This window comes from Methylorubrum rhodinum, from assembly GCF_014199935.1.
GTDB classification, from domain to species: Bacteria; Pseudomonadota; Alphaproteobacteria; order Rhizobiales; family Beijerinckiaceae; genus Methylobacterium; species Methylobacterium rhodinum.
This window is the reverse complement of record NZ_JACHOP010000007.1, coordinates 117450-138015: the sequence shown is the minus strand read 5'-3', so window position 1 is coordinate 138015 and position 20566 is coordinate 117450. Positions and strand designations below refer to the sequence as shown.

At 69.4% G+C, this 20566-nt stretch carries 20 protein-coding genes; 5 read left to right on the top strand and 15 right to left on the bottom strand.

Annotated elements, in window-relative coordinates:
* Position 1: 1 nt before the first annotated feature.
* Positions 2-1477 carry an amidophosphoribosyltransferase gene (purF, locus tag HNR00_RS11040; protein ID WP_183569164.1) on the bottom strand — a complete coding sequence of 492 codons (1476 nt, stop codon included), beginning with the start codon at positions 1475-1477 and terminating at the stop codon, positions 2-4.
* Between the two features lie 194 nt (positions 1478-1671).
* On the bottom strand, positions 1672-2274 hold the full coding sequence (locus tag HNR00_RS11035) for a CvpA family protein (protein WP_183569162.1): 603 nt from the start codon (positions 2272-2274) through the stop codon (positions 1672-1674).
* A 139-nt stretch (positions 2275-2413) separates the two neighbouring features.
* Between HNR00_RS11035 and HNR00_RS11030 the strand changes: the two genes are divergently transcribed.
* The 3 genes from HNR00_RS11030 to HNR00_RS11020 all read left to right on the top strand — a co-directional run bounded on the left by HNR00_RS11030 (position 2414) and on the right by HNR00_RS11020 (position 4057).
* Entirely contained in the window at positions 2414-3097 is a 684-nt protein-coding gene (locus HNR00_RS11030) for a queuosine precursor transporter (RefSeq protein WP_183569160.1), read from the top strand.
* Between the two features lie 102 nt (positions 3098-3199).
* The gene (locus HNR00_RS11025) at positions 3200-3418 is read left to right on the top strand and encodes a DUF2188 domain-containing protein (RefSeq protein WP_183569158.1); all 219 of its coding nucleotides are present in this window, start codon (positions 3200-3202) and stop codon (positions 3416-3418) included.
* 21 nt (positions 3419-3439) lie between these two features.
* Positions 3440-4057, top strand: coding sequence for a hypothetical protein (locus tag HNR00_RS11020; protein WP_183569156.1), 618 nt, complete (start codon positions 3440-3442; stop codon positions 4055-4057).
* A gap of 20 nt (positions 4058-4077) precedes the next feature.
* Here HNR00_RS11020 and radA read toward each other — a convergent pair whose 3' ends face one another.
* The 12 genes from radA to HNR00_RS10960 all read right to left on the bottom strand — a co-directional run bounded on the left by radA (position 4078) and on the right by HNR00_RS10960 (position 16001).
* The gene (gene radA, locus HNR00_RS11015) at positions 4078-5508 is read right to left on the bottom strand and encodes a DNA repair protein RadA (RefSeq protein WP_183569155.1); all 1431 of its coding nucleotides are present in this window, start codon (positions 5506-5508) and stop codon (positions 4078-4080) included.
* 171 nt (positions 5509-5679) lie between these two features.
* Entirely contained in the window at positions 5680-6705 is a 1026-nt protein-coding gene (gene alr / locus HNR00_RS11010; RefSeq protein ID WP_376770371.1) for an alanine racemase, read from the bottom strand.
* Between the two features lie 62 nt (positions 6706-6767).
* Positions 6768-7244, bottom strand: a complete 477-nt coding sequence (locus HNR00_RS11005; protein ID WP_183569153.1) for a DUF29 domain-containing protein — start codon at positions 7242-7244, stop codon at positions 6768-6770.
* 35 nt (positions 7245-7279) lie between these two features.
* Positions 7280-8767, bottom strand: coding sequence for a replicative DNA helicase (locus HNR00_RS11000; protein WP_183569151.1), 1488 nt, complete (start codon positions 8765-8767; stop codon positions 7280-7282).
* A 366-nt stretch (positions 8768-9133) separates the two neighbouring features.
* Positions 9134-9706 (bottom strand): 50S ribosomal protein L9, encoded by a 573-nt coding sequence (gene rplI / locus HNR00_RS10995; RefSeq protein WP_183569149.1) that lies wholly within the window; start codon positions 9704-9706, stop codon positions 9134-9136.
* A gap of 35 nt (positions 9707-9741) precedes the next feature.
* Positions 9742-10767: a DUF2232 domain-containing protein gene (locus HNR00_RS10990; protein WP_183569148.1), complete on the bottom strand. Its 1026-nt coding sequence runs from the start codon at positions 10765-10767 to the stop codon at positions 9742-9744.
* A 134-nt stretch (positions 10768-10901) separates the two neighbouring features.
* Positions 10902-11162 carry a 30S ribosomal protein S18 gene (gene rpsR, locus HNR00_RS10985; RefSeq protein ID WP_056239641.1) on the bottom strand — a complete coding sequence of 87 codons (261 nt, stop codon included), beginning with the start codon at positions 11160-11162 and terminating at the stop codon, positions 10902-10904.
* A gap of 2 nt (positions 11163-11164) precedes the next feature.
* Complete coding sequence (gene rpsF, locus HNR00_RS10980; RefSeq protein WP_056239638.1) at positions 11165-11644, bottom strand: 30S ribosomal protein S6; 480 nt, start codon at positions 11642-11644, stop codon at positions 11165-11167.
* Positions 11645-11967: 323 nt separating this feature from the next.
* Complete coding sequence (locus HNR00_RS10975) at positions 11968-12774, bottom strand: class I SAM-dependent methyltransferase (RefSeq protein ID WP_183569146.1); 807 nt, start codon at positions 12772-12774, stop codon at positions 11968-11970.
* A 128-nt stretch (positions 12775-12902) separates the two neighbouring features.
* Positions 12903-13388, bottom strand: coding sequence for an AAC(3)-I family aminoglycoside N-acetyltransferase (locus HNR00_RS10970; RefSeq protein WP_183569144.1), 486 nt, complete (start codon positions 13386-13388; stop codon positions 12903-12905).
* A gap of 4 nt (positions 13389-13392) precedes the next feature.
* Positions 13393-13767: a PH domain-containing protein gene (locus tag HNR00_RS10965; RefSeq protein ID WP_183569142.1), complete on the bottom strand. Its 375-nt coding sequence runs from the start codon at positions 13765-13767 to the stop codon at positions 13393-13395.
* 206 nt (positions 13768-13973) lie between these two features.
* Positions 13974-16001: an AbfB domain-containing protein gene (locus HNR00_RS10960; RefSeq protein WP_183569140.1), complete on the bottom strand. Its 2028-nt coding sequence runs from the start codon at positions 15999-16001 to the stop codon at positions 13974-13976.
* An 811-nt stretch (positions 16002-16812) separates the two neighbouring features.
* Here HNR00_RS10960 and HNR00_RS10955 point away from each other — a divergent pair.
* Positions 16813-18990: a matrixin family metalloprotease gene (locus HNR00_RS10955; RefSeq protein WP_183569138.1), complete on the top strand. Its 2178-nt coding sequence runs from the start codon at positions 16813-16815 to the stop codon at positions 18988-18990.
* A 36-nt stretch (positions 18991-19026) separates the two neighbouring features.
* Here the strand turns inward: HNR00_RS10955 and HNR00_RS10950 are convergent, their stop codons facing one another.
* Positions 19027-19710 (bottom strand): ABC transporter ATP-binding protein, encoded by a 684-nt coding sequence (locus HNR00_RS10950; protein ID WP_183569136.1) that lies wholly within the window; start codon positions 19708-19710, stop codon positions 19027-19029.
* Positions 19711-19944: 234 nt separating this feature from the next.
* Here HNR00_RS10950 and HNR00_RS10945 point away from each other — a divergent pair, with 234 nt between their 5' ends.
* Positions 19945-20565: an arylesterase gene (locus HNR00_RS10945; protein ID WP_183569134.1), complete on the top strand. Its 621-nt coding sequence runs from the start codon at positions 19945-19947 to the stop codon at positions 20563-20565.
* Position 20566 lies beyond the last annotated feature (1 nt).

Here is a 20566-nt window from a genome sequence, read left to right as displayed (position 1 = left end):
TTCAATCCGCCTCGGCCAGCATCGCCAGCCGCTTCGGCCCGGCGATGGCCAGATCCGTCAACTCGGTCGGGTACTGCCCGGTGAAGCAATGGTCGGTGTATTGCGGGCTCGCCTCGTCGCGGGCCTCCTCGCCCATCGCCCGGTACAGGCCGGGGATCGACAGGAAGGCGAGCGAGTCGGCGCCGATATACTTCCGCATCCCTTCGAGATCGTGGGTGGCAGCCAAGAGCTTCTCGCGCTCCGGCGTGTCGATCCCGTAGAAATCCGGATAGGTGATCGGCGGCGAGGCGATGCGGAAATGCACCTCGCGGGCGCCGGCATCGCGCATCATCCTGACGATCTTCACGGACGTCGTGCCGCGCACGAGGCTGTCGTCCACCAGCACGATGCGCTTGCCCTCGATCGCCGCGCGGTTGGCCGAGTGCTTCATCCGCACGCCGAGTTCGCGCACGGTCTGGGTCGGCTGGATGAAGGTGCGCCCGACATAGTGGTTGCGGATGATGCCCATCTCGAACGGCAGGCCCGCCTCCTGGGCGAAGCCCAGCGCCGCCGGCACGCCGGAATCCGGCACCGGCACGACGATGTCGGCTTCAGGCGCCGCCTCGCGGGCCAACTCCCGGCCGATGGCTTTCCGCACCGCGTAGACGCTCTTGCCGTTCACCACCGAGTCGGGGCGGGCGAAATAGATGTACTCGAAGATGCACGGGCGCATCGGCCGCCTCTCACTGAAGCGGATCGATTCCACGCCCTCTTCCGAGATCACGACGATCTCGCCGTTCTCCACGTCGCGGATGAAGCGGGCGCCGATGATGTCGAGCGCGCAGGTCTCGGAGGTGAGGATGTAGCGACCGTCGAGTTCGCCGAGCACGAGGGGGCGGATGCCCATCGGGTCGCGGGCGCCGATCAGCTTCTTGTTGGTCAGCGCGACGATGGCGTAGGCGCCCTCGATCCGCTGGAGCGCGTCGATGAAGCGCTCGACGATGCGGGGCTTGCGCGAGCGCGCCGCCAAGTGAAGGATCACCTCGGTGTCCGAGGTGGATTGCGTGATCGCGCCGTCCTGCACCAGCTCCCGGCGGATCGTGAGCGCGTTGGTCAGGTTGCCGTTATGCGCCACCGACAGCCCGCCGCCGGCGAGTTCAGCGAACAGCGGCTGGACGTTGCGCAGGATCGTGCCGCCGGTGGTCGAGTAGCGCACGTGGCCGATGGCCGAGCGGCCGGCCAAGCGCTCGATGGTGCCGCGGTCGGAAAAGTTGTCGCCGACCAAGCCCTGGCGGCGTTCGGAATGAAAGACGCCGTCGTCGTAAGAGACGATACCGGCGGCCTCCTGGCCGCGGTGCTGCAGGGCGTGGAGCCCCAGGGCCGTGATGGCGGAGGCGTCGTCGTGCCCGTAAATGCCGAAGACGCCGCATTCCTCGCGAAGCGTATCGCCGTCGATGTCCCAATCCTGGGAATCGGCGCTCGCGCTGGCAGCAGACATGTCGCTCTCGATTCCTGGCGGCGCGGGCGGAACCGCGCTCCCGCGTCCGGCACGGCGGAAACGGTCGGGACCGTTGAGCGCCTCTCACGAAATTCCCGATGCGGGAGTTTCGTGAGGAACTCGAAGGTCCGGGACCGTCGTGAAACCGTTACCTAGGCGGGGATCGCACCGCAACCAAGAGCGATTCCAGCATATCAGCGTTTCGGCGCAGGCGCCGCCGGGCCGGCATCGCTGCGGCGCTGGGCCGGCAGGTCGGTCTCGGGCGGCGGCTCCTCGGCGGGCGCGTCCTTGGGCTTGCGCAGTTGCTTCAGGAAGCCTTCCGGGTTGTCGGGCAGTTGCGCCACCAGCGCCTCGCCGGAGCTTTCGAGCAGCGGCTTGCTCTTCGCCTGGGCGGCCCAGTCCGGCACCTTGCCTTGCACCAGCCACGCCAGGAACACCCAGCCGATCACGCAGATCAGGAAGCCGCGGCCTGCGCCGAACACGAAGCCGAGCGAGCGGTCGACCGCGCCGATGCGCGAGTCGAGCACGAGGTCGGAGACCTTCACGGTGATGAGCGAGACGACGATGAGCGTGGCGAGGAAGATCGCGCCGATCGAGGCGACGAGCGCCACGGTGTCGCTGGAGACGTGCTGCTTGACGGTGGGCAGCAGCATCGGATGCAATGACCACGCGAGCGCGGCCGCCGCCACCCAGGCGATGATGGCGAGCACCTCCCGGGTCACGCCGCGCACGGCGGCCAGCAACGCGGACACGAGCACGATGCCGAGCACCACGAGGTCGAGGACGGAGAACGGCATCGCTGGTTACGCTGGTCCGGGGCGGGAGACGCGAAGTGGGCCGCGACGGCTCCCCCGAACCGCGCGTCCTCAGTCGTTCGTACCGATATACCCCGGCCGACCACGGCCGTCACCTTCACGCTGCGGGAACCCGTGAGGCGTGAACGCTCCGGCTCAAGCCCCTCGCTACCTCGTGCCGATCGCCGGCCTGTTCAGCGGGGTGCTGATCGTCTCGCTGATCCTGGCGGGCAAGATCGCCGAGGTCGGCGGCGTCCCCTTCACGGCCGCCGTGATCGTCTTCCCGCTCTCCTATCTGTTCGGCGACGTGCTGACCGAGGTCTACGGCTACGCCAGCGCCCGCAAGGTGGTCTGGGCGGGCTTTGCCGTGCAGGTGATCTGGATCGTCAGCTACTGGATCGCCGCGGCCCTCCCGCCGGCCCCGTTCTGGACCCACCAGCAGGCCTTCGAGACGGTTTTGGGCTCGACCCCGCGCATCGCGGTGGCCGGCATGGGCGCCTACCTCGTCGGCGAGTTCCTGAACGCCTACGTGCTGGCCCGCCTCAAGCTCGCGCTCGGCGGCCGGTTCGTGGGTGTGCGCCTCATCGCCTCGACATTGGTGGGGCAGGCGGTCGATTCCGCCCTGTTCCTGACGCTCGCCTTCGCCGGCACGCTGCCGGTGCCCGAGCTGATCCGGCTCGGCCTCTCGGTCTGGCTGCTGAAGGTCGCCTGGGAAGTTTTTGCGTTGCCGCTCAGCCTGCCCTTGATCGCCTGGCTGAAGCGAACGGAGGGCGTGGATGCGGACGACCGGGGGACGGATTTCAACCCGTTCAGCCTGAGGGGGTGAGGGGACGACCGCCCCATCAAGCCGCCGCACGGATGCAACCGGAGCGTAGCTGACGACCGATCGGCGTGTTACAAGGCCTGAAATCAGTTCGGAAGGGCGGCGATGGCCAAGAAGGGTCAGCATGTCATGCCGGCGCTGGGAGGCGGATGGGCCGTCCGGCGGACGGGTGCGGTGCGCGCGTCGAAAACCTTCCCGACCCAGGACGCCGCCATCGCCTACGCACGCGATAAGGCGCAATCGGAGCGGGCCGACCTCTACATCCATCGTGCCGATGGAACGATCCAGGGACGCAACAGCTACGGCGAGGATTCCCTTCGCTGATCGCCGGCCGGACGGCCGACGGTGTCCTTCGAGACCTCCGTCTTCGTGAACTGCCCGTTCGACGATGACTACCTGCCGCTGCTCAGGCCGCTGCTGTTCAGCGTGACGGACCTCGGCTTCACGCCGCGGATCGCCCTGGAGCAGTTGAACTCGGGCCGTCCCCGCATCGAGAAGATTATCGGGCTGATCCAGAATTCGAAATTCGGCATCCACGATCTCTCGCGCCTGAAAGCCGAGCGGGAGGGCGAGTTCTACCGCCTCAACATGCCGTTCGAACTCGGACTGGACGTCGGCTGCCAGACCTTCGGCGGCGCGGCTTTCGCGGGAAAGCGCTGCCTTATCCTCGAAGCGGAGCGCTACCGTTATCAGGCGGCGCTCTCCGACCTCTCCAACTCCGACATCGCCGTCCACGGCAACCAGCCGACCGAGGTTCTGACTCAGGTCAGGAACTGGCTCGCGGCGGAGGCCGGGCTGCGGTCACCGGGGCCGGCCCGGATCTGGAGCCGCTTCATCGACTTCATGTCCGACAACTACGCGAGCCTGAAGGAGCGCGGCTTCTCGGACCGCGACATCGAACAGCTTCCCGTCCCCGAGCTACTGGCCTGCATCGAAGAGTGGTGCCACGCACATCCGCCCTGACAGCGGTGGCGTCCGGCCCCTCACATCTCCTCCTCGTAGCGCACGGCCTTCGGGCGCCCGCCGCCGCGGCGCGGCGCGCCCGAAGCGATGCCGGCGACGAGGTCGGCGATGTGGCGCAAGGCGTCCGTCGGCAGCGCCCGGTCGCCGCTCTCGCCGCGGCCCTGCGGCGTCACCGCCTTGCCGAAGCCGAGCTTCAGCGCCTCCTTGAGCCGGGCCGGCGCCTGCGAGACCGGCCGCACGGCGCCGGACAGGCCGAGTTCGCCGAAGAACACCGAGTCGGACGGCAATGCGGATCCCGACAGCGAGGAAACCAGAGCCGCGGCGACCGCGAGGTCGGCCGCGGGCTCCGAGATGCGCAGGCCCCCGGCGACGTTGAGATAGACGTCGTGCCCGCCGAGCCGGATGCCGCCATGGGCCTCCAGCACCGCCAGCACCATCGACAGGCGGTTGGGGTCCCACCCCACCACCGCGCGCCGCGGCATGCCGAGCGAGGAGGGGGCGACCAGCGCCTGGATTTCCACGAGGAGCGGTCGCGTGCCCTCCATCCCGGCGAAGACGGCGGTGCCCGGCGCGGCGTGGTCGCGACCCGCCAGGAACAGGGCGGAGGGGTTGGGCACCTCGGCCAGCCCCGCATCCGTCATCTCGAACACACCGATCTCGTCGGTCGGCCCGAAGCGGTTCTTCACCGCCCGCAAGATCCGGAAATGGTGGCCCTGGTCGCCCTCGAACGAGGCCACCGCATCGACCATGTGCTCGACCACGCGGGGGCCGGCGATCTGCCCGTCCTTGGTGACGTGGCCGACGAGGATCACCGCCGTTCCCGTGGTCTTGGCGAAGCGGATCAGGGCCTGGGCGGAACTCCGCACCTGCGTGACCGTGCCGGGGGCCGATTCCACCGTCTCGGTCCACATGGTCTGGATCGAGTCGATGATGACGAGCGCGGGCGGATGGCCCTGCGACAGCGTCTCGACGATGTCCTCGACGTTGGTCTGCGCCGCGAGTTCGACCGGGTATTTGGATAGCCCCAGCCGCTCGGCCCGCAGCCGCACCTGCCCCACCGCCTCCTCGCCGGAGATGTAGGCGACGCGCTCCCCGCTCTTGGCCATGGCGGCGGAGGCCTGCATCAGCAGGGTCGACTTGCCGATGCCGGGATCGCCGCCGAGCAGGATCACCGAGCCGCGCACGAAGCCGCCGCCGGTGACGCGATCCAACTCGTTGATCCCTGCGGGCGTGCGCGGCGCCTCCTTGGCCTCGCCGGTCAGCCCTTCGAGGGGAAACACCCGGCCCCGCGCCCGCGACGGCCGGGTCGCGGCGGGGCCCGATTGCGGGCCGGAGGCAGCGGCCTCCTCCTGGATCGTGTTCCAGCCGTTGCAGGCCTCGCAGCGCCCGCGCCAGCGATTGTAGACCGCCCCGCAGGACTGGCAGACGAAGGTCTGTTGGATCTTGGCCATGGGGGCTCGGGACGGAAGCTTTTTCGAACCTCCCACCCATCCCCCTCATCCCGAGGTGCTGAGCCTCAGCTCAGCCTCGAAGGAGGGCTCCAGGGATTTCTGAGACTTCTGGAGCCCTCCTTCGAGGCCGCTTCGCGGCACCTCAGGATGAGGGTGTGGGTGGGAGGAGTATCACTCTACATAGTTCCGAACATAACGAGAACCCAGACCGGTCAGGATCTCGTAGCCGATCGTGCCGGCGTTTGCGCCCACCGTGTCGATGTCGAGGCCGTCGCCGATCAGCGTCGCGGTGCCGCCGCGGCGGGCGTCAGATGCGTCGGTGACGTCGAGGATGATGAGGTCCATCGAGATCAGCCCGAGGATCGGGCAGGGCACGCCGCCGACCAGCGCGTGGCCCCGCCCGCTCGCCGCGCGGGGATAGCCGTCGGCATAGCCGAGCGACAGGGTGGCGAGGCGGCGGGGGGAGGGCGCGGTCCAGCGGGCGTTGTAGCCGCAGGTCGCGCCGGCCTCGACATCGCGAACTTGAAGGATCGTCGCCTCCAGCCGCACCACCGGCCGCATCGGGTTTGGGCGACCGGGCTCGGGGTTGCCGCCGAACAGCGAATAACCCGGCCGCAGCAGGTCGTGGCGCGTGTCGTCAGCGAGGCAGGTGCCGGAAGAATTGGCGAGCGAAGCGCGCGCCTGCGGGAACGCCGCGCGCAGGCGGGAAAAGTCGGCGGCCTGGCGGGCGTTGAGCGGGTCGGCGGGGATTTCGGCGCTGACGAGATGGCTCATCACGAGATCGATGCCGGCTTTTCCGATCACCGGATCGCCGGCGAGCGCGAGCGCATCCGGCACGGACAGGCCGAGCCGGTTCATGCCGGTGTCGACGTGGAGCGCGGCCGGAAGGCGCCCGTCCGAGAGGACGGCCCACTCCGCCAGTTCCTCCCGGTCGCCGAGGACGGGACGCAGCGCGTGCTCGGCGAAGGCCGCGCCCGCACCGGGCGGCAGCCCGTTGAGCACGTAGATCGCCGCCTCCGGCAGCAGCTTTCGCGCGAAAATGCCCTCGGAGAGATGAGCGACGAAGAAGGTGCGGCAGCCCGCCAGCGCCAGCGCCGGCGCCACCGCCGACAGCCCGCAGCCATAGGCGTCGGCCTTCACCACGGCGCCGCACTCGGCCTGGGGCGCGTGGGCGCCGAGCGCGCGCCAGTTCGCCACCAGCGCCGCGAGATCGACCGTCAGGCGGGCGCCGTGGCCGGGACAAGCATCGGCGGCGATGATCAGGACTCCCCGCCCACCGGCGGCCAGGGCACCGGCCGGGTCATGATGTCCTCAAGGATGTAGGGGCACTCGGCTGGGAAGGCGTCGTCGTCGAGGCCGGTCTCGCCGGCCGCATCGATGCGGGCGCGGCGATAGGCGCGGGCGACGAGTTCGTCGAGTTGCGGCACGAGGCTCGGACTGTCCTCGATATCTTCGGCCACGGCGAGCCGCTGCGTGCGGATGGAGTCCACCCAGCTTCGCGTCCGACGATCCGGCTGATGCTCCCACTTGAGGAGATGCAACAGGATCACCTGCAAGGCGCTCGTCAGCGCGCGGCGTTCGCTGCGGGCCAAGGCTTCGATCTCATCGGCCAGATGCGCGACGTCGAGACGCGACCAGCGGCCGGCGCGCAGGTGGTCCGCCTGTTCCAGCGCCCAGGCGGACGCATCCGCCTCGTAGGCCGTTCCCTCCACCGCAACCCGCCTCGGCGCCGCCACCGCCTCTCTCCATCGTACCGCTCAACCTTCTTGTATCACATCTGCTCGGGCATCCGATCGCTCTGGGCGAGGTTCGAGAACCGGGTGATGTTGGCGTCGAACTGCAGCTCCACCGTGCCGGTCGGGCCGTGGCGCTGCTTGCCGAGGATGACCTCGGCCTTGCCGTGGACGCGCTGCATCTCCTGCTCCCAGGCGAAGAACTCCTCCGTGCCCTCGCGCGGCTTCTTGTTGCCGACGTAATATTCCTCGCGGAACACGAACATCACCACGTCGGCGTCCTGCTCGATCGAGCCGGATTCGCGCAGGTCCGAGAGCTGCGGGCGCTTGTCGTCGCGGTTCTCGACCTGACGCGAGAGCTGCGACAGGCCGATGATCGGCACCGCCAGCTCCTTGGCCAAAGCCTTCATGCCGGTGGTGATCTCGGTCATCTCCTGCACGCGGTTGTCGCTCTTCTTGCCGGAGCCGGAGAGCAGCTGGAGATAGTCAATGATGAGGAGGTCGAGGCCCTTCTGGCGCTTGAGGCGGCGGGCGCGGGCGGCCAACTGGGCGATGGAGATGCCGCCGGTCTGGTCGATGTAGAACGGGATCGTCTGCATGTCGCGGGCAGCATCGGTGATCTTGTAGAAATCCTCGGGGCGGATGTCGCCGCGGCGGATCTTGTAGGAGGGCACGCCGGATTGCTCGGCGATGATGCGGGTGGCGAGCTGCTCGGCCGACATTTCGAGGGAGAAGAAGCCGACGATGCCGCCGTTGACGGTCTGCATCGTGCCGTCGGCCTGCTTCTCGCCGCGATAGGCCTTGGCGATGTTGAAGGCGATGTTGGTCACGAGCGAGGTCTTGCCCATGGCCGGGCGACCCGCGAGGATGATCAGGTCGGAGGGCTGGAGGCCGCCCATCTTGGCGTCGAGGTCGGTGAGCCCGGTGGAGATGCCCGAGAGCTTGCCGTCGCGCTGGTAGGCCTTGGCCGCCATGTCGATGGCCGCCGTGAGCGCATCGGAGAATTTCTGGAAGCCGCCGTCGTACTTGCCGGATTCGGCGAGTTCGTAGAGGCGCCGCTCGGTCGCCTCGATCTGGTCGCGGGGCCTGGACTCGACCGGCGCCTCGTAGGCGCCGTTGACCATGTCCTCGCCGATGGTGATGAGGCGGCGGCGGATGGCCAGATCGTAGATGGTGCGGCCGTACTCGCCCGCATTGATGACGGTGGTGGCTTCCGCCGCGAGGCGGGCGAGGTACTGCATCGGCGTGACGCCGCCGAGATCGATGTCGCCGAGATAGGTCTTGAGCGTGATCGGCGTGGCGAGCTTGCCGGCCTTGATCAGCGTGACCGCGACTTCAAAAATCTGGCGGTGGACCGCCTCCATGAAGTGCTCGGGCAGCAGGAAGTCCGAGACGCGGTAATAGGCGTCGTTGTTGACCATGATCGCGCCGAGGAGCGCCTGCTCCGCGTCGATGTTGTGCGGCGGCACCCGGTACTCGGCCTGGACCGCTTCGAGCTTGGCCGCGAGGGCGTTGGGCAGGGCCATGGCGTCTCACGCTCCGTTGCCGCGGCCGCGACCGGCCGCCCGTTTCCATGCCCGCCGGACCTTGCGCCGGGGTGGTGAATTTTCCTTAAGCCGGCACGCCTCCGGCGGCTGCGGCCCATGCGCCACGGACGCCCGAAACGCACGACGCCCGCGTCTCCCGATGAGGGAATCGCGGGCGCCATGCTGGAACGAATTAGGAACAAGTCAACGCCGGACAGCGCGCCATGCCCGCTGTCCACCGCCCAAGTCCGAGGTTTCGAAAGGACTACGTCCTTTCGCGGGTCCAGGGCAGAGCCCTGGTCGAAGGGATGCCGGGGCTCTGCCCCGGCGCCCCGCCGAAGGGATGATCCCTTCGGAATCCCAGGATCAACCGCGGTCGTCGGCGCCTTCGCCGGCGTCGGCGAGCGCTTGGCCGACTTCGAGGCCGAGGTCGTCGAGGTTGAACTGCTCACGTTCGGTGACCGATTCGCCGCGGGACTGGCGCTCGGCCTCTTCCGGCGAGCGGGCGACGTTGACGGTGACGGTCACCTCGACCTCGGGGTGGAGCGTGACCGGCACGGTGTGCAGGCCGAGCGTCTTGATCGGCTGGTTGAGCACGAACTGGCCGCGCTCGACCGAGAAGCCTTCCTTGGTGACGACTTCGGCCAGATCGCGGGTCGAGACCGAGCCGTAGAGCACGCCGGTCTCGCCGGATTGGCGGATCAGCACGAAGCTCTGGCCGTCGAGCTTCTCGGCGACCGTCTGGGCCTCGTTGCGGCGCTCGAGGTTGCGCGCCTCGAGCTGGGCGCGCTGGACCTCGAAGTGCTTCTTGTTGTTCTCGGTGGCGCGCAGAGCCTTGCCGCGGGCGAGCAGGAAGTTGCGGGCGTAGCCGGGGCGCACGTTCACGGTCTCACCCATCTGGCCGAGCTTGGCGACGCGTTCGAGCAGGATGACTTCCATCTGACTTCTCCTTGAGTGTGCGGAAGCTTGGGGTCTCAGGCGCTGCCCTTGGCTTGCGGGCGGCGCCGGTCGAGGGCGGTGTCGGCGATGCCGAACAGGACGAGGGCCAGCATGGCGATGCCCTGCGTGAGGAACAGCACGACGTAGAGGCCGACCAGCAGGCCGAGCCGGCCGGGTCGGCCGCGGCTGCGGTCGTGGAAGGCGGCGAGCCCCTGGAGGGCGAAGGCGGCGCTCAGGCCGCCGATCAGCGCGACGCCGAGCACGCCGACGAAGCCCGGCGCCAGCGACAGCGCGACCGCGCCGATGAGGACGAGGAGCACGGCGCGCGGCATCGCGGTGGCGGGGAGGTCCGGCCAGGGCCGGGGCAGGCGCCCGGAGATCTGGACGATGCGGGCGGCGGCCCAGAGGTAGAAGGTAAGGAGCACCGCGAACCCTTGCGCGGCGAGCGCGGGGGCGAGCGTCGCCAGCGCGTCGGCGACCTCGCCGGCGAGGTCGTCGGAGGCGGCGGGCGCGTCGGGCTTGGCGTCACCCTGGGGCGCCTCGGCCTTCGAGGCGTCCGTCTCGGTCGCGGCACCGCCCGGCGCAGGCCCCGGGATGCGGCCGCGCTGGACCTGCATCTGCACGACGCGGCGGCTCATCTCGGAGATCTGCGTGCGGAAGGTGTCGTAGTCGGGGGAGGCGATGGCCGCGATGGCGACGAAGGCGAGCGCCGCGGTGCCGGCGACCCAGGCCAGCAGGCGCCCCGTCGGATACCATTCGAGGGTGCCATCCGGCCCCGGCCGGCCGAGCATCGCCAGATAGGCGAGCCACCATGCGGGGAGCGCGAGATAGGCGGCGAAGGCCAGCCCGAGATAGGGCGAGACGAGCAGCGCCAACGCCAGTGCCCCACTCGCGACCGCCGCGAGCCCGGCCCTGTGGCTCCAGCCCAGTCCGACGATCAGGATCGGCAAGGGGGCGAGCAGGTAGAGCAGGATGGCGAGCGCGCTGGCCTTGAGCAGCACGCTGAACAGGAGCGCGGCCACGAGGCCGGCACCGACGCCGATACCGATGTCCTTGCCCATTGTCAGAAAAATCCGCTGTCCCGCTGCCTGCGCAGGGTTAGAGGCGTTCCGTGACGCCCCAACGATCGGGCGGCCCGCCACCGGGTCGCCCTCACGAGATCGGCCGGCCCGGATGAACGGGCCGGCGATAAGCCTTACTTGATGACGTAGGGCAGCAGGCCGAGGAAGCGGGAGCGCTTGATCGCCTGGGCGAGCTCGCGCTGCTTCTTGGCCGAGACCGCGGTGATGCGGGACGGCACGATCTTGCCGCGCTCCGACACGTAGCGGGAGAGCAGCTTCACGTCCTTGTAGTCGATCTTCGGAGCGTTCGCGCCGGAGAACGGGCAGGTCTTGCGACGACGGAAGAACGGACGACGGCCACCGCCGCCACCACCACCACCAGCACCGAATGCCATGATCAGTTCTCCCCGCCGAAGCTGCGCTCGGGCCGCTCGCCGCGGTCCCCACGGTCGCCGCGATCACCGCGGTCGCGGTCACCGCCGAAGCCGCCGCCGAAATCGTCGTCGCGACGACGCGGACGGTCGCCGCGGTCGCGATCCTTGCGGTCGTCGCGGTCGCGCTTCTGCATCATCGCGGAAGGCTCGGCCTCCAGCTGCTCGACGCGGACGGTCATGAAGCGCAGCACGTCCTCGGAGATCTGCATCTGGCGCTCCATCTCGGCGAGAGCCGCCGGGGGAGCCGAGATGTTGAGGAGCGTGAAATGCGCCTTGCGGTTCTTCTTGATGCGGTAGGCGAGGGACTTGACGCCCCAGGACTCGATCTTCTCGATCGTGCCGCCGCCCGCCTCGATGACACCCTTGTAGGTCTCGACCATGGTCTCGACCTGCTGGGACGTCACGTCCTGGCGCGCCAGGAAGACGTGCTCGTAGAGAGGCATTTTCGGGCCTTATCCAACGACAAAGGAGGCCCGCACCGCGGGTTCAAGCGGAGTCGGGCCGGCTCAACTCGCATCCTCTCGGCGCCAAGCCCTTCGAGCCGTTGTGATGGCCCGAGCGGTTGATCGAAGGCGGAGACACGGGACGACGGGTTGTTTTGAGGAACCCTGTGCCGAAGACGGCACCGTCCGTTCAGCCCCCGGCCGGAGCGGATACGAAGGCGGTGCGCTTAGCGGGATTTTGGTGCGAGGGCAAGGGCGGATGTCGCGAGGGGCCGCGTCCTCCGGCCCGGTCCGCACCGGATGGCGGGCGGCGTCGATCCGGTTCAGGAGCCGGCGCGCCGGCCCTCGTCCGATCCGTCCGAAGGGCCGCGAACGCCGAGCAGAACGCGGATGTCGTGCTCTCGACACGTCTCCACTTGGCTCGGCTCCGCCCAGCCGAGATCCGTGACGGCGTAGCCGCAGGCCGCCATCGCGGCCGCGACGTCCCGGGTCGAGGAGGCGTAGAGGCCGTGGGTCTCGACCAGCAGCACGCGCGGACGGATCGTCATCTCCGGGATGATGCGGATCTCCGCCCCCTCGCAGTCGAGTTCGAGCACGTCGCAGGGCGGAAGCCGGTCGGCGGGCAGTACGGTCCCGAGTTGGGCGGCGGCCCCGTACACGGCGATCGGCTGGCCGATGACGGCATGCCGCACGGTCAGGTTGCTCACGCCGTTGAGCGCCGCCGTCTCGCCGACGCGCGCGCAATTCTCGAGGTTTCCCTCGAAGCAGGTGACGTGGCCGGACGGTCCGGCGAGCAGGGCGGCGTTCACCGCGGTGACGCCGATGCCGCCCCCGACCACGACGACGCGGTCGCCCGACCGGACCTGCGCGCCGAGACCGTGGACCAGGGCCGCCTCGTAGCTCGAATTGCCGGTCGGCTCGGTCATCCACCACGGCAGCCAACTGGCCGGGACGTAGCGGTCGGCGGCGGTCAGGCCGTAGCAGGTCAGCACCCCGCCGAGGCGGGCCGGCCCGGAGACCGGCAGGAGCGGACGAACCCCGCGCCGATAGACGAATCCGAAGCCGCGATTCACGAGACCGAACACGCCGCCCTGCCGAAGAACCCGGAACACCTTCTGAAGACCCTGCATGGGGGATCCTGGAGCGCTGTCCGACGAGGCGGTCGCCGGCACGTCGTAAGACGTCGCGGCCGGAAAAGAGTCCAGAGGCGGGAGCGGTCCCGATGCGGTCGGGTCGCAGGCGCCGGCGCGGGCCGACCTCACGCCCCCCACGGCGATCGACGCGCCGGCGGCGCCCGGACCGGAATGTCGAAATGCATCACGTCCTCCCGCGCTCCGAGCTTCGTGTAGAGCGCGACAGCGGGATCGTCGCCGTGATCGGCTTGGACGAAGACCACGTAGGCCCCGCGGGCGGCGGCCTGTGCCCGCAAGGCTTCGATCAGCGCGGTCGCGATGCCGCGGCGGCAGTGCTCTTCGGCGACGGCCAGATCGTAGAGGTAGACCTCGCTGCGGGCCTGCTCGAACTTCTGGAGTTCGTAGGCGACGAGGCCGCCGATCACCGCGCCGTCGGCCTCGGCGACCAGCGCGAGGACATGTGCCTGGCCGAGCCACCGGGCGAGGTAGGCATCGATCGGCGGCGCGCCGCCATAGGTGTGGGGATCGGAAAACGCGCGGCCGAACAGGGCGTTCAGCGCGCGCATCGCGGTGACGTCGCCGGGGCCGAGGCGGCGGATGGTGAAAGCCATCGGCCTATTTCAGCGAGCCGGCGATCGCCTGCTGAATCCCTAAAATGTCGGCGCCGCGCTTGAGCGTGCGCTGGATCGGGTCGGGCCGGCCCGACACCCAGATCTTCAGCTCGGAATCCATGTCGAAGCTGCCCGCGGTCTCGACGGAGAACGAGGTGATGGCGCGGTAGGGGACCGTCAGGTACTCGACCTTGCGCCCGGTCATGCCCTGGCGGTCGACCAGGATCAGGCGGCGATCGGTGAAGACCATCAGGTCGCGGATCACCTTGAAGGCGACGCGCACGCTCTCGCCCGGCGCGAGCACGCCCGCGAGCTGCTGATCGACCTCGCCGGCGGCGAGATCGCTGCCGTGCCCGAGAAGCCCGTCGAGTAGTCCCATCGTTCCCTCCCCAGAGCGCATTCCGACGAAGCGGGTCCCGGTTCGTCGAAAGAATGCACGGTACAACAAGGACCCATAGCGATCCCCGACCCGATGCCATCGGGTCGGGGATCGCTATGGTCGCGCCCGGCGAAGTGGCGCGCGGGCCGTCGTGAGGATGTGGGAACGGCCGCGCTCGCCTGCGAGGGGTGGGGACGCGCGTCCGGTCACGAGGGGGCGTCCGCCGTCTCGAAGCTCGCCGAGGCGGCGTAGGCCTCGTCCGAGACGGCAGCGTCGATCCACAATTGCGTGCCGCGGTGGCGCAGGAAGGCGCCGGGCATGCCCTTCGCCGCGTAGGAGGTGCCGCGGCCCGCGAGTCCCGGCTGCGGGCAGAAGGTGGCGTCGTCGCGATAGGCGTCGGTGCGCTCGAACGGGCTCAGCCGCAGCCGCCGGCTCGACTGGCGCAGGAAGCGCCCGGCATAGCGGCGCGACTCGAACGAGACGCAGGCCGGATCGGCGAGGCCCGCGCGCAGGACGAAGGCCCCGTCGAGCCGGTCGGCTTGCGCCTCGGCGGGGGCGAGGCCGGCGAGCGTGCCCGCGACCCGCACCCGGAGTTCGGGCCGCGCGACCGGGCTTAGGCTGGAGAAGCGCGTGACCCCGCGGGGCTGGGGCGCCGCGGCCGCCATGGCGACGATGACGCCGCGGGAGGGAACGCCGGCCCGGTCGACCACGACGAGCTGGTAATAGCCCGGCGGGGCGAGGCCGGCATTGCCCGGCATCGTGATCCGCAGGGTGCGGCCGTCCTGGGTGAAGGCGAGGCGCTGGTAGCGCTGGCCGGAATCGAAGCTGTGCGTCGCCGAGGCGAGGCCGATCAGCGCCACGCGGGCGACCGTCGCGTCGGTGGCGAGTTGCACCGTGGCGCGCGCCCCGTAACCGAACTGGCTCGCGCTGATGGTCGCGAGCCTCGGCCGCGGCGCCAGCACCACCGCGCCGTTCGCTCGGGTGAACAGGTAGGGCGGGTAGTAGAGTTCCGCGTTCAGGTTGGCGACTGGCCCCTTCACCCCGCCGCCCGCCGACAGCACCGTGCCGTTGGGCAGGAGGATCGCGGTGGAGTGGTAGCCGCGATAGGTGCCGGCCCGCGCCCCGACCCTCCAGGCACGGGTCGCGGGGTTCCAGAGCTCGGCCTCGTAGACCGCGTCGCTGCCATTGTTGTCGGCGTAGCGCGAGCCGCCGGTGACGAGGACCTGCCCGTCGGGCAGCACCGTCGCGTTGGCCCATTGCCGCGGATGGCTCATCGACGCGACGTCGGTGGCGACGAGCCGCGTGCCGTTCAGGTCGAAGATCGTCGCGCGGGCGCTCGACGGGGTGGGATAGCCGTTGCCGTAGCCGTTGCCGCCGACCTGGAGGATGCGGCCGGCATCGTACATCACCGCCGTCGAGGTCGGGCCGATATTCGGACGGGCGCTCGCTTTGGCCGCCGACTTGAAGGGGAAGGCGACGATCGCGCCGTTGCCCGTCGGATCGAGGAGCCACGTCTGGTCGGAGGAGATGCCGAACACGGCGCCGCGCGGGCCCACCCACATGCGCGGGTACCACCACCGATTGAGATCGGGCCCGAACGCGGCGCGGCTCGTCGCGCCGGGCAGCAGGCGCCAGCCCGACCCCGGCACGTAGACCTCCGGCGTCATCGAGATCTCGCCCCGCTTCAGGCTGCCGGCGACGTCGTAGACGCCCGGCGCGTAGGGCTTGCCGCCGCCCGCGAACAGGGCGCGGCCGTCGGTCAGCGTGATCAGCGTGCCATACCAGCGGGGATAGGCGAGCCGCGCGGCGACCGCGCTCGCCGCGCGTCGGGCCGGATCGAACACGGCGCTCTCCTTCGAGGTGAGGCCCGAATCGTAGCCGGCCCCGCCGGAGATCAGCATCGTGCCGCTCGGCAGCGTGGTGGCGCTGGCGCAGAAGCTGTCGACGGCCTCGGCGTTCGGCAGGAGGACGTGGGCGGCGCTGCCGAGGCCCCGATCCGGGTCCCAGATATCGAACACGCGCCCGTCCTGGCGCTTCTCGCCGGGCGGGGCGCCGAAGGTGAGCACCGAACCCGACGGCGTCAGAACCGCGTGCATGGCGATGAGCGGCCAGGGATGGACCTTCGACCACATGCCCTGCTCCGGCGCGGAGGCGGGGATCGAGAGGCCCGCCAGCAGGGGGTCGGGCACGTCGGGGATGCGGATCTGCGCCGATGCTGCACCGGGCCACAGCACGGCCGCAACGCAGAGCGATGCCGCGAACCGTCTCGACGCTCTTCCGGACATCCCCGTCAGCCCCCCGGTCAGGTGTTCTTGTCTGCCTTGATCGAACTCGATGAAGTTTTCGAAAACAGGCTTTGCCCACAGTCTCGGCCGACGGCAGATTTCCCGGCCGTGTCGCCTTCCGAAACCCTCGATCAGCGCCGCCTTCCGTTCGGACGCCGCGACGAGAAAAGGTTCCGGCCGGATGCCGCAAATCGTTCGGCGGCTCGGCCCAGCATCCAAGATCGTTCGAGATCGACCATAATCGTTCCTTGCCACCGGCTCGATCCGAGAAACAGATCGAATGCTGCGCAGAGAAGATCAAACCGCGCGGACTACCGAGCATCCCGGTGCGGCGCGGCATCGTGAACCGAGCCCGGCCGCCCGGTGCTCGCCGATCCCGACGCGGCCCTTCGACCGGGACGCGCGGACAAGATGTGTCACGGCTGCAGGCAGGACGGATCGAAGCTCGAAGCGATCGGCCGCCGTCGGATGCGAGACTCGATCGGACAAAGTATCAAGATGCAACGATGAGGTTTTTCCGCTAAATATTCAACACACCAACAAATACGTCATGGTCTTGAGAATGAAACCAAAAGAGGCAAACTAAATTGCCCATGACTGCGCCGACTCGCAAATTTGCAACCTTATGCATTTTAACCAAGAATTTCATCGGCATGTTGCTCGAAAAGGACACGCAGTCTTTCAGTGGGAAACCCGCGCCCCGTCCCCTTGCTTACAAGCACTCACAAAAATATCGTATGCAAAACGGGGGAGAGACACGATGGTGAGCTACGTTTCGGACTACCGCGCACTCCTGTCGGGAGAATCCTGGTGGGGCGCGGTGCCGACGGGGAAATCCACTGTCATCACCTATTCCTTCGAAACGCGCGTCTTCGATCATCTGAAGACGCCGACCTATTCCGACGCCTTCAGGAATTCCTTCAAACCTCTGACCGCGGCCCAGAAGGCGGTCACGCTCGCCGCGCTCAAGCAGTTCGACGACGCGAGCGGGCTCCAGTTCGTCGAGGTCGCCGCCGGCCAGGGCGACATCCGCTTCGCGAACTACGATCTCAGCAAGGACCCGACACAGTCGACGGCGGCCGGATACGCCTACTATCCCGGCGTGACGATCGGGGCCGACTGGAGCAACATCAACGATGTCGGCGGCGACGTCTTCCTCGACGACTCGACGATGACCTACCGCTCCGAGGACATGCTCCACATCATCCTGCACGAGATCGGGCACGGCCTCGGCCTGAAGCACCCGTTCGAGGGCGACATCCGGCTCAATGCGACCGTCGACAACACCAAGCAGACGGTGATGAGCTACACCGGATACGATCCGAAGCTCGGCCCGATCGACATCGCCGCGCTCCGCGTCCTCTACGGCGACGACGCGTCCGACGGCAAGCACATCGCCTCCTGGTCGTGGAACGCCGCGACCGCCACGATGACCCAGACCGGCGGCGAGGGTGCCGACACGATCCGCGGCGTCAGCACCGCGGACGTCATCCGCGGCATGGGCGGACGCGACGTCATCGTCGGCGGGAAGGGGAACGACCGGCTCGACGGCGGCGCCGGAAACGATTCTCTGTTCGGCGGCGCCGACAACGACACCCTCGACGGCGGGGCCGACAACGACCTGCTCGACGGCGCCGACGGCAACGACATCCTCAACGGCGGCACCGGCAACGACACCCTCAACGGTTGGGCCGGGATCGACGCGCTCAACGGCGGCGCGGGCGACGACACGCTCGACGGCGGCGACGGCAACGACACGCTCAAGGGGGGCGACGGCAACGACACGCTCAACGGGCGCACCGGCACCAACACGCTGCTGGGCGAGGCCGGCAACGACATGCTCCACGGCGGCGCGAGCGTCGACACGATGGATGGTGGAACCGGCGACGACCGCGTCTCCGGCTGGGACGGCGACGACGTGCTGGCCGGCGGAACCGGAAGGGATCTCCTCTGGGGCGGCAACGGGAACGACCGCGTCAGCGGCGGCGACGGCGACGACGAGGTTCAGGGCGAGGCCGGCAACGACACGCTCGCGGGCGACGCCGGCAAGGACAACCTGTGGGGCCATGCCGGCAACGACCGGCTGAGCGGCGGCCTGGGCGACGACTTCATCAACGGCGGCGCGGACATCGACACGGCGGATTACAGCGCCACCACCCGCGGCATCGTCGCCAATCTCGGTCCCACGATCAGCGAATTCGTGAACGGAACCTGGATCTGGTACAACGCCAAGGGTGCCGAGATCGGCCTGGACGTCCTGGTCGAGGTCGAGAACGTCATCGGCGGCAAGGGGGCCGACACGCTGACCGGCAACGGCGGCGCCAACGCTCTCGACGGACGCGGCGGGGCCGACCGGCTGACCGGCGGTGCCGGCAACGACACCTACGCCGTCGACAATGCCGGCGACCGGGTCTTCGAGGCCAGGGGGCAGGGCGTCGACACGATCATCGCCACGGGCTCCTTCACCCTCGCCGCGGGCCAGGAGATCGAGACGCTGAGATTCGGGACGACGGGGACGACCGTCCTGACCCTGCGCGGCAACGAGTTCGGCCAGACGCTGATCGGCAATGGCGGCGCGAACGCCCTCGACGGTGCCCTCGGCAACGACATTCTGACCGGCGGCAAGGGCGGCGACAGCTTCCTGTTCGCGACCAAGCTCGGGACCGCCAACGTCGATCGCATCACCGACTTCGCGGTCGAGGACACGGTGCAGCTCGCCAAGAGCGTCTTCGCCGCGCTCGGGGCCGGCACGCTCGCCGGCACCGCGTTCAAGAACATCAGCAAGGCCGCGGCCGATGCCGACGACCGCATCCTCTACAAGCAGTCGACCGGCGAGCTGTTCTACGACGCGGACGGATCGGGCAAGGCGGCGGCGGTGAAGTTCGCCATGTTCGACAACAAGGCGGCGCTGACGGCCTCCGACTTCTTCGTCGTCTGACGCGGCCGGAGGCGATCCGAGAATCGCCTCCGGCGCTCAGGCCACCGCCGGCTGCTCGATGCGGCCCGCGCGCAACGCCACGGTGCGGTCGCAGAGCCGAGCGAGGCTCGCGTCGTGGGTGACGAGGACGAGCGTCGCCCCGCGGTCGCGCTTCAGGCCGAACAGCAGGTCCACGATCTGGCGGCCGGTGGCCTCGTCGAGGTTGCCGGTGGGCTCGTCGGCCACCAGGATCGCCGGATCGGGGCTCAGCGCCCGGGCGATGGCGACGCGCTGCTGCTCGCCGCCCGAGAGCTGCGCCGGATAGTGCCGCAGACGGTGGCCGAGACCCACCGCCTCCAGTTCCGCCGCCGCCCGCCCGTGCGGGTCGGGGGCACCCGCCAGTTCCAGCGGCAGGGCGACGTTCTCCAAAGCCGTCATCGTCGGCACGAGGTGGAAGGCCTGGAACACGATGCCGATGTTGCGGCCGCGGAAGCGCGCCAAGCCATCCTCGTCGAGGCCGGAGAGATCGGTGCCCGCGATGGTGACGCGCCCCGTATCCGGCCGCTCCAGCCCGGCCATGACGGTGAGCAGGGTCGACTTGCCCGAGCCCGAAGGGCCGACGAGGCCCACCGCCTCGCCCCGCTCGACATCGAGCGAGATGCCGCGCAACACGTGGACCCGCGCGGCGCCGCGCCCGAGGCTCAGCTCGATCTGCGACAGGGAGACGGCCTTGTTCGACATCGCGGAGGGACCGATCTTGGAGCCAGGATGGACGGGACCGAACGGAGGACGGCGGCCTTGCGCAGTGCGAACGACATCGCGAACGACATCCGGAACGCGGTGGGCAGGGGCTCTCCGTCCCGGCCCGGCCGGGGGTTCTTGTCGGACCGGCTTGTCTCATGGACGGGCCGGGCGCGCGACACGCGGCGCGGGCTCGATATGGGGGGTCTGCGGGCGCTGCGAAGGGCTTGTCTGATGATCGTGCTCACGGCCGCCGCGCTCGGGGGCGCCGCGGTCCACGCCGCGGAGGGGCCGGTCAAGCTCGTCGCGCTCGGCGACAGCCTCACCGCCGGCTACCGCCTGCCCGCGAACGCGGCCTTCCCCGCCGTGCTGGAGCGGGCGCTGAAGGCCAGGGGCCGCAGCGTCGAGATCGCCAATGCGGGCGTGTCCGGCGACACCACCACGGGCGGACTCGACCGGCTCGACTGGTCGGTGCCCGATGGGACCGACGGCGTGATCCTCGAACTCGGCGCCAACGACATGCTGCGCGGCACCGACCCGGCGGTCGCCCGCAAGGCGCTGGAGACCATCGTCGTGCGGCTCAAGGAGCGCGGCATCCCGGTGCTGCTCGCCGGAATGCTGGCGGCGCCCAATCTCGGCGCCGAGTACCGCGCCCGGTTCGACGCGATCTATCCGGACCTCGCCAAGGCGCACGGCCTCGTCCTCTACCCGTTCTTCCTCGAAGGGGTGACGGGCCACCGCGCCAACACCATGGAGGACGGGCTGCACCCGACCGCCCAGGGCGTCGAGACGGTGGTGGCCGGCATCCTGCCCACCGTCGAGATTTTTTTGGATAAGCTGAAACCGGGGCGCTGAG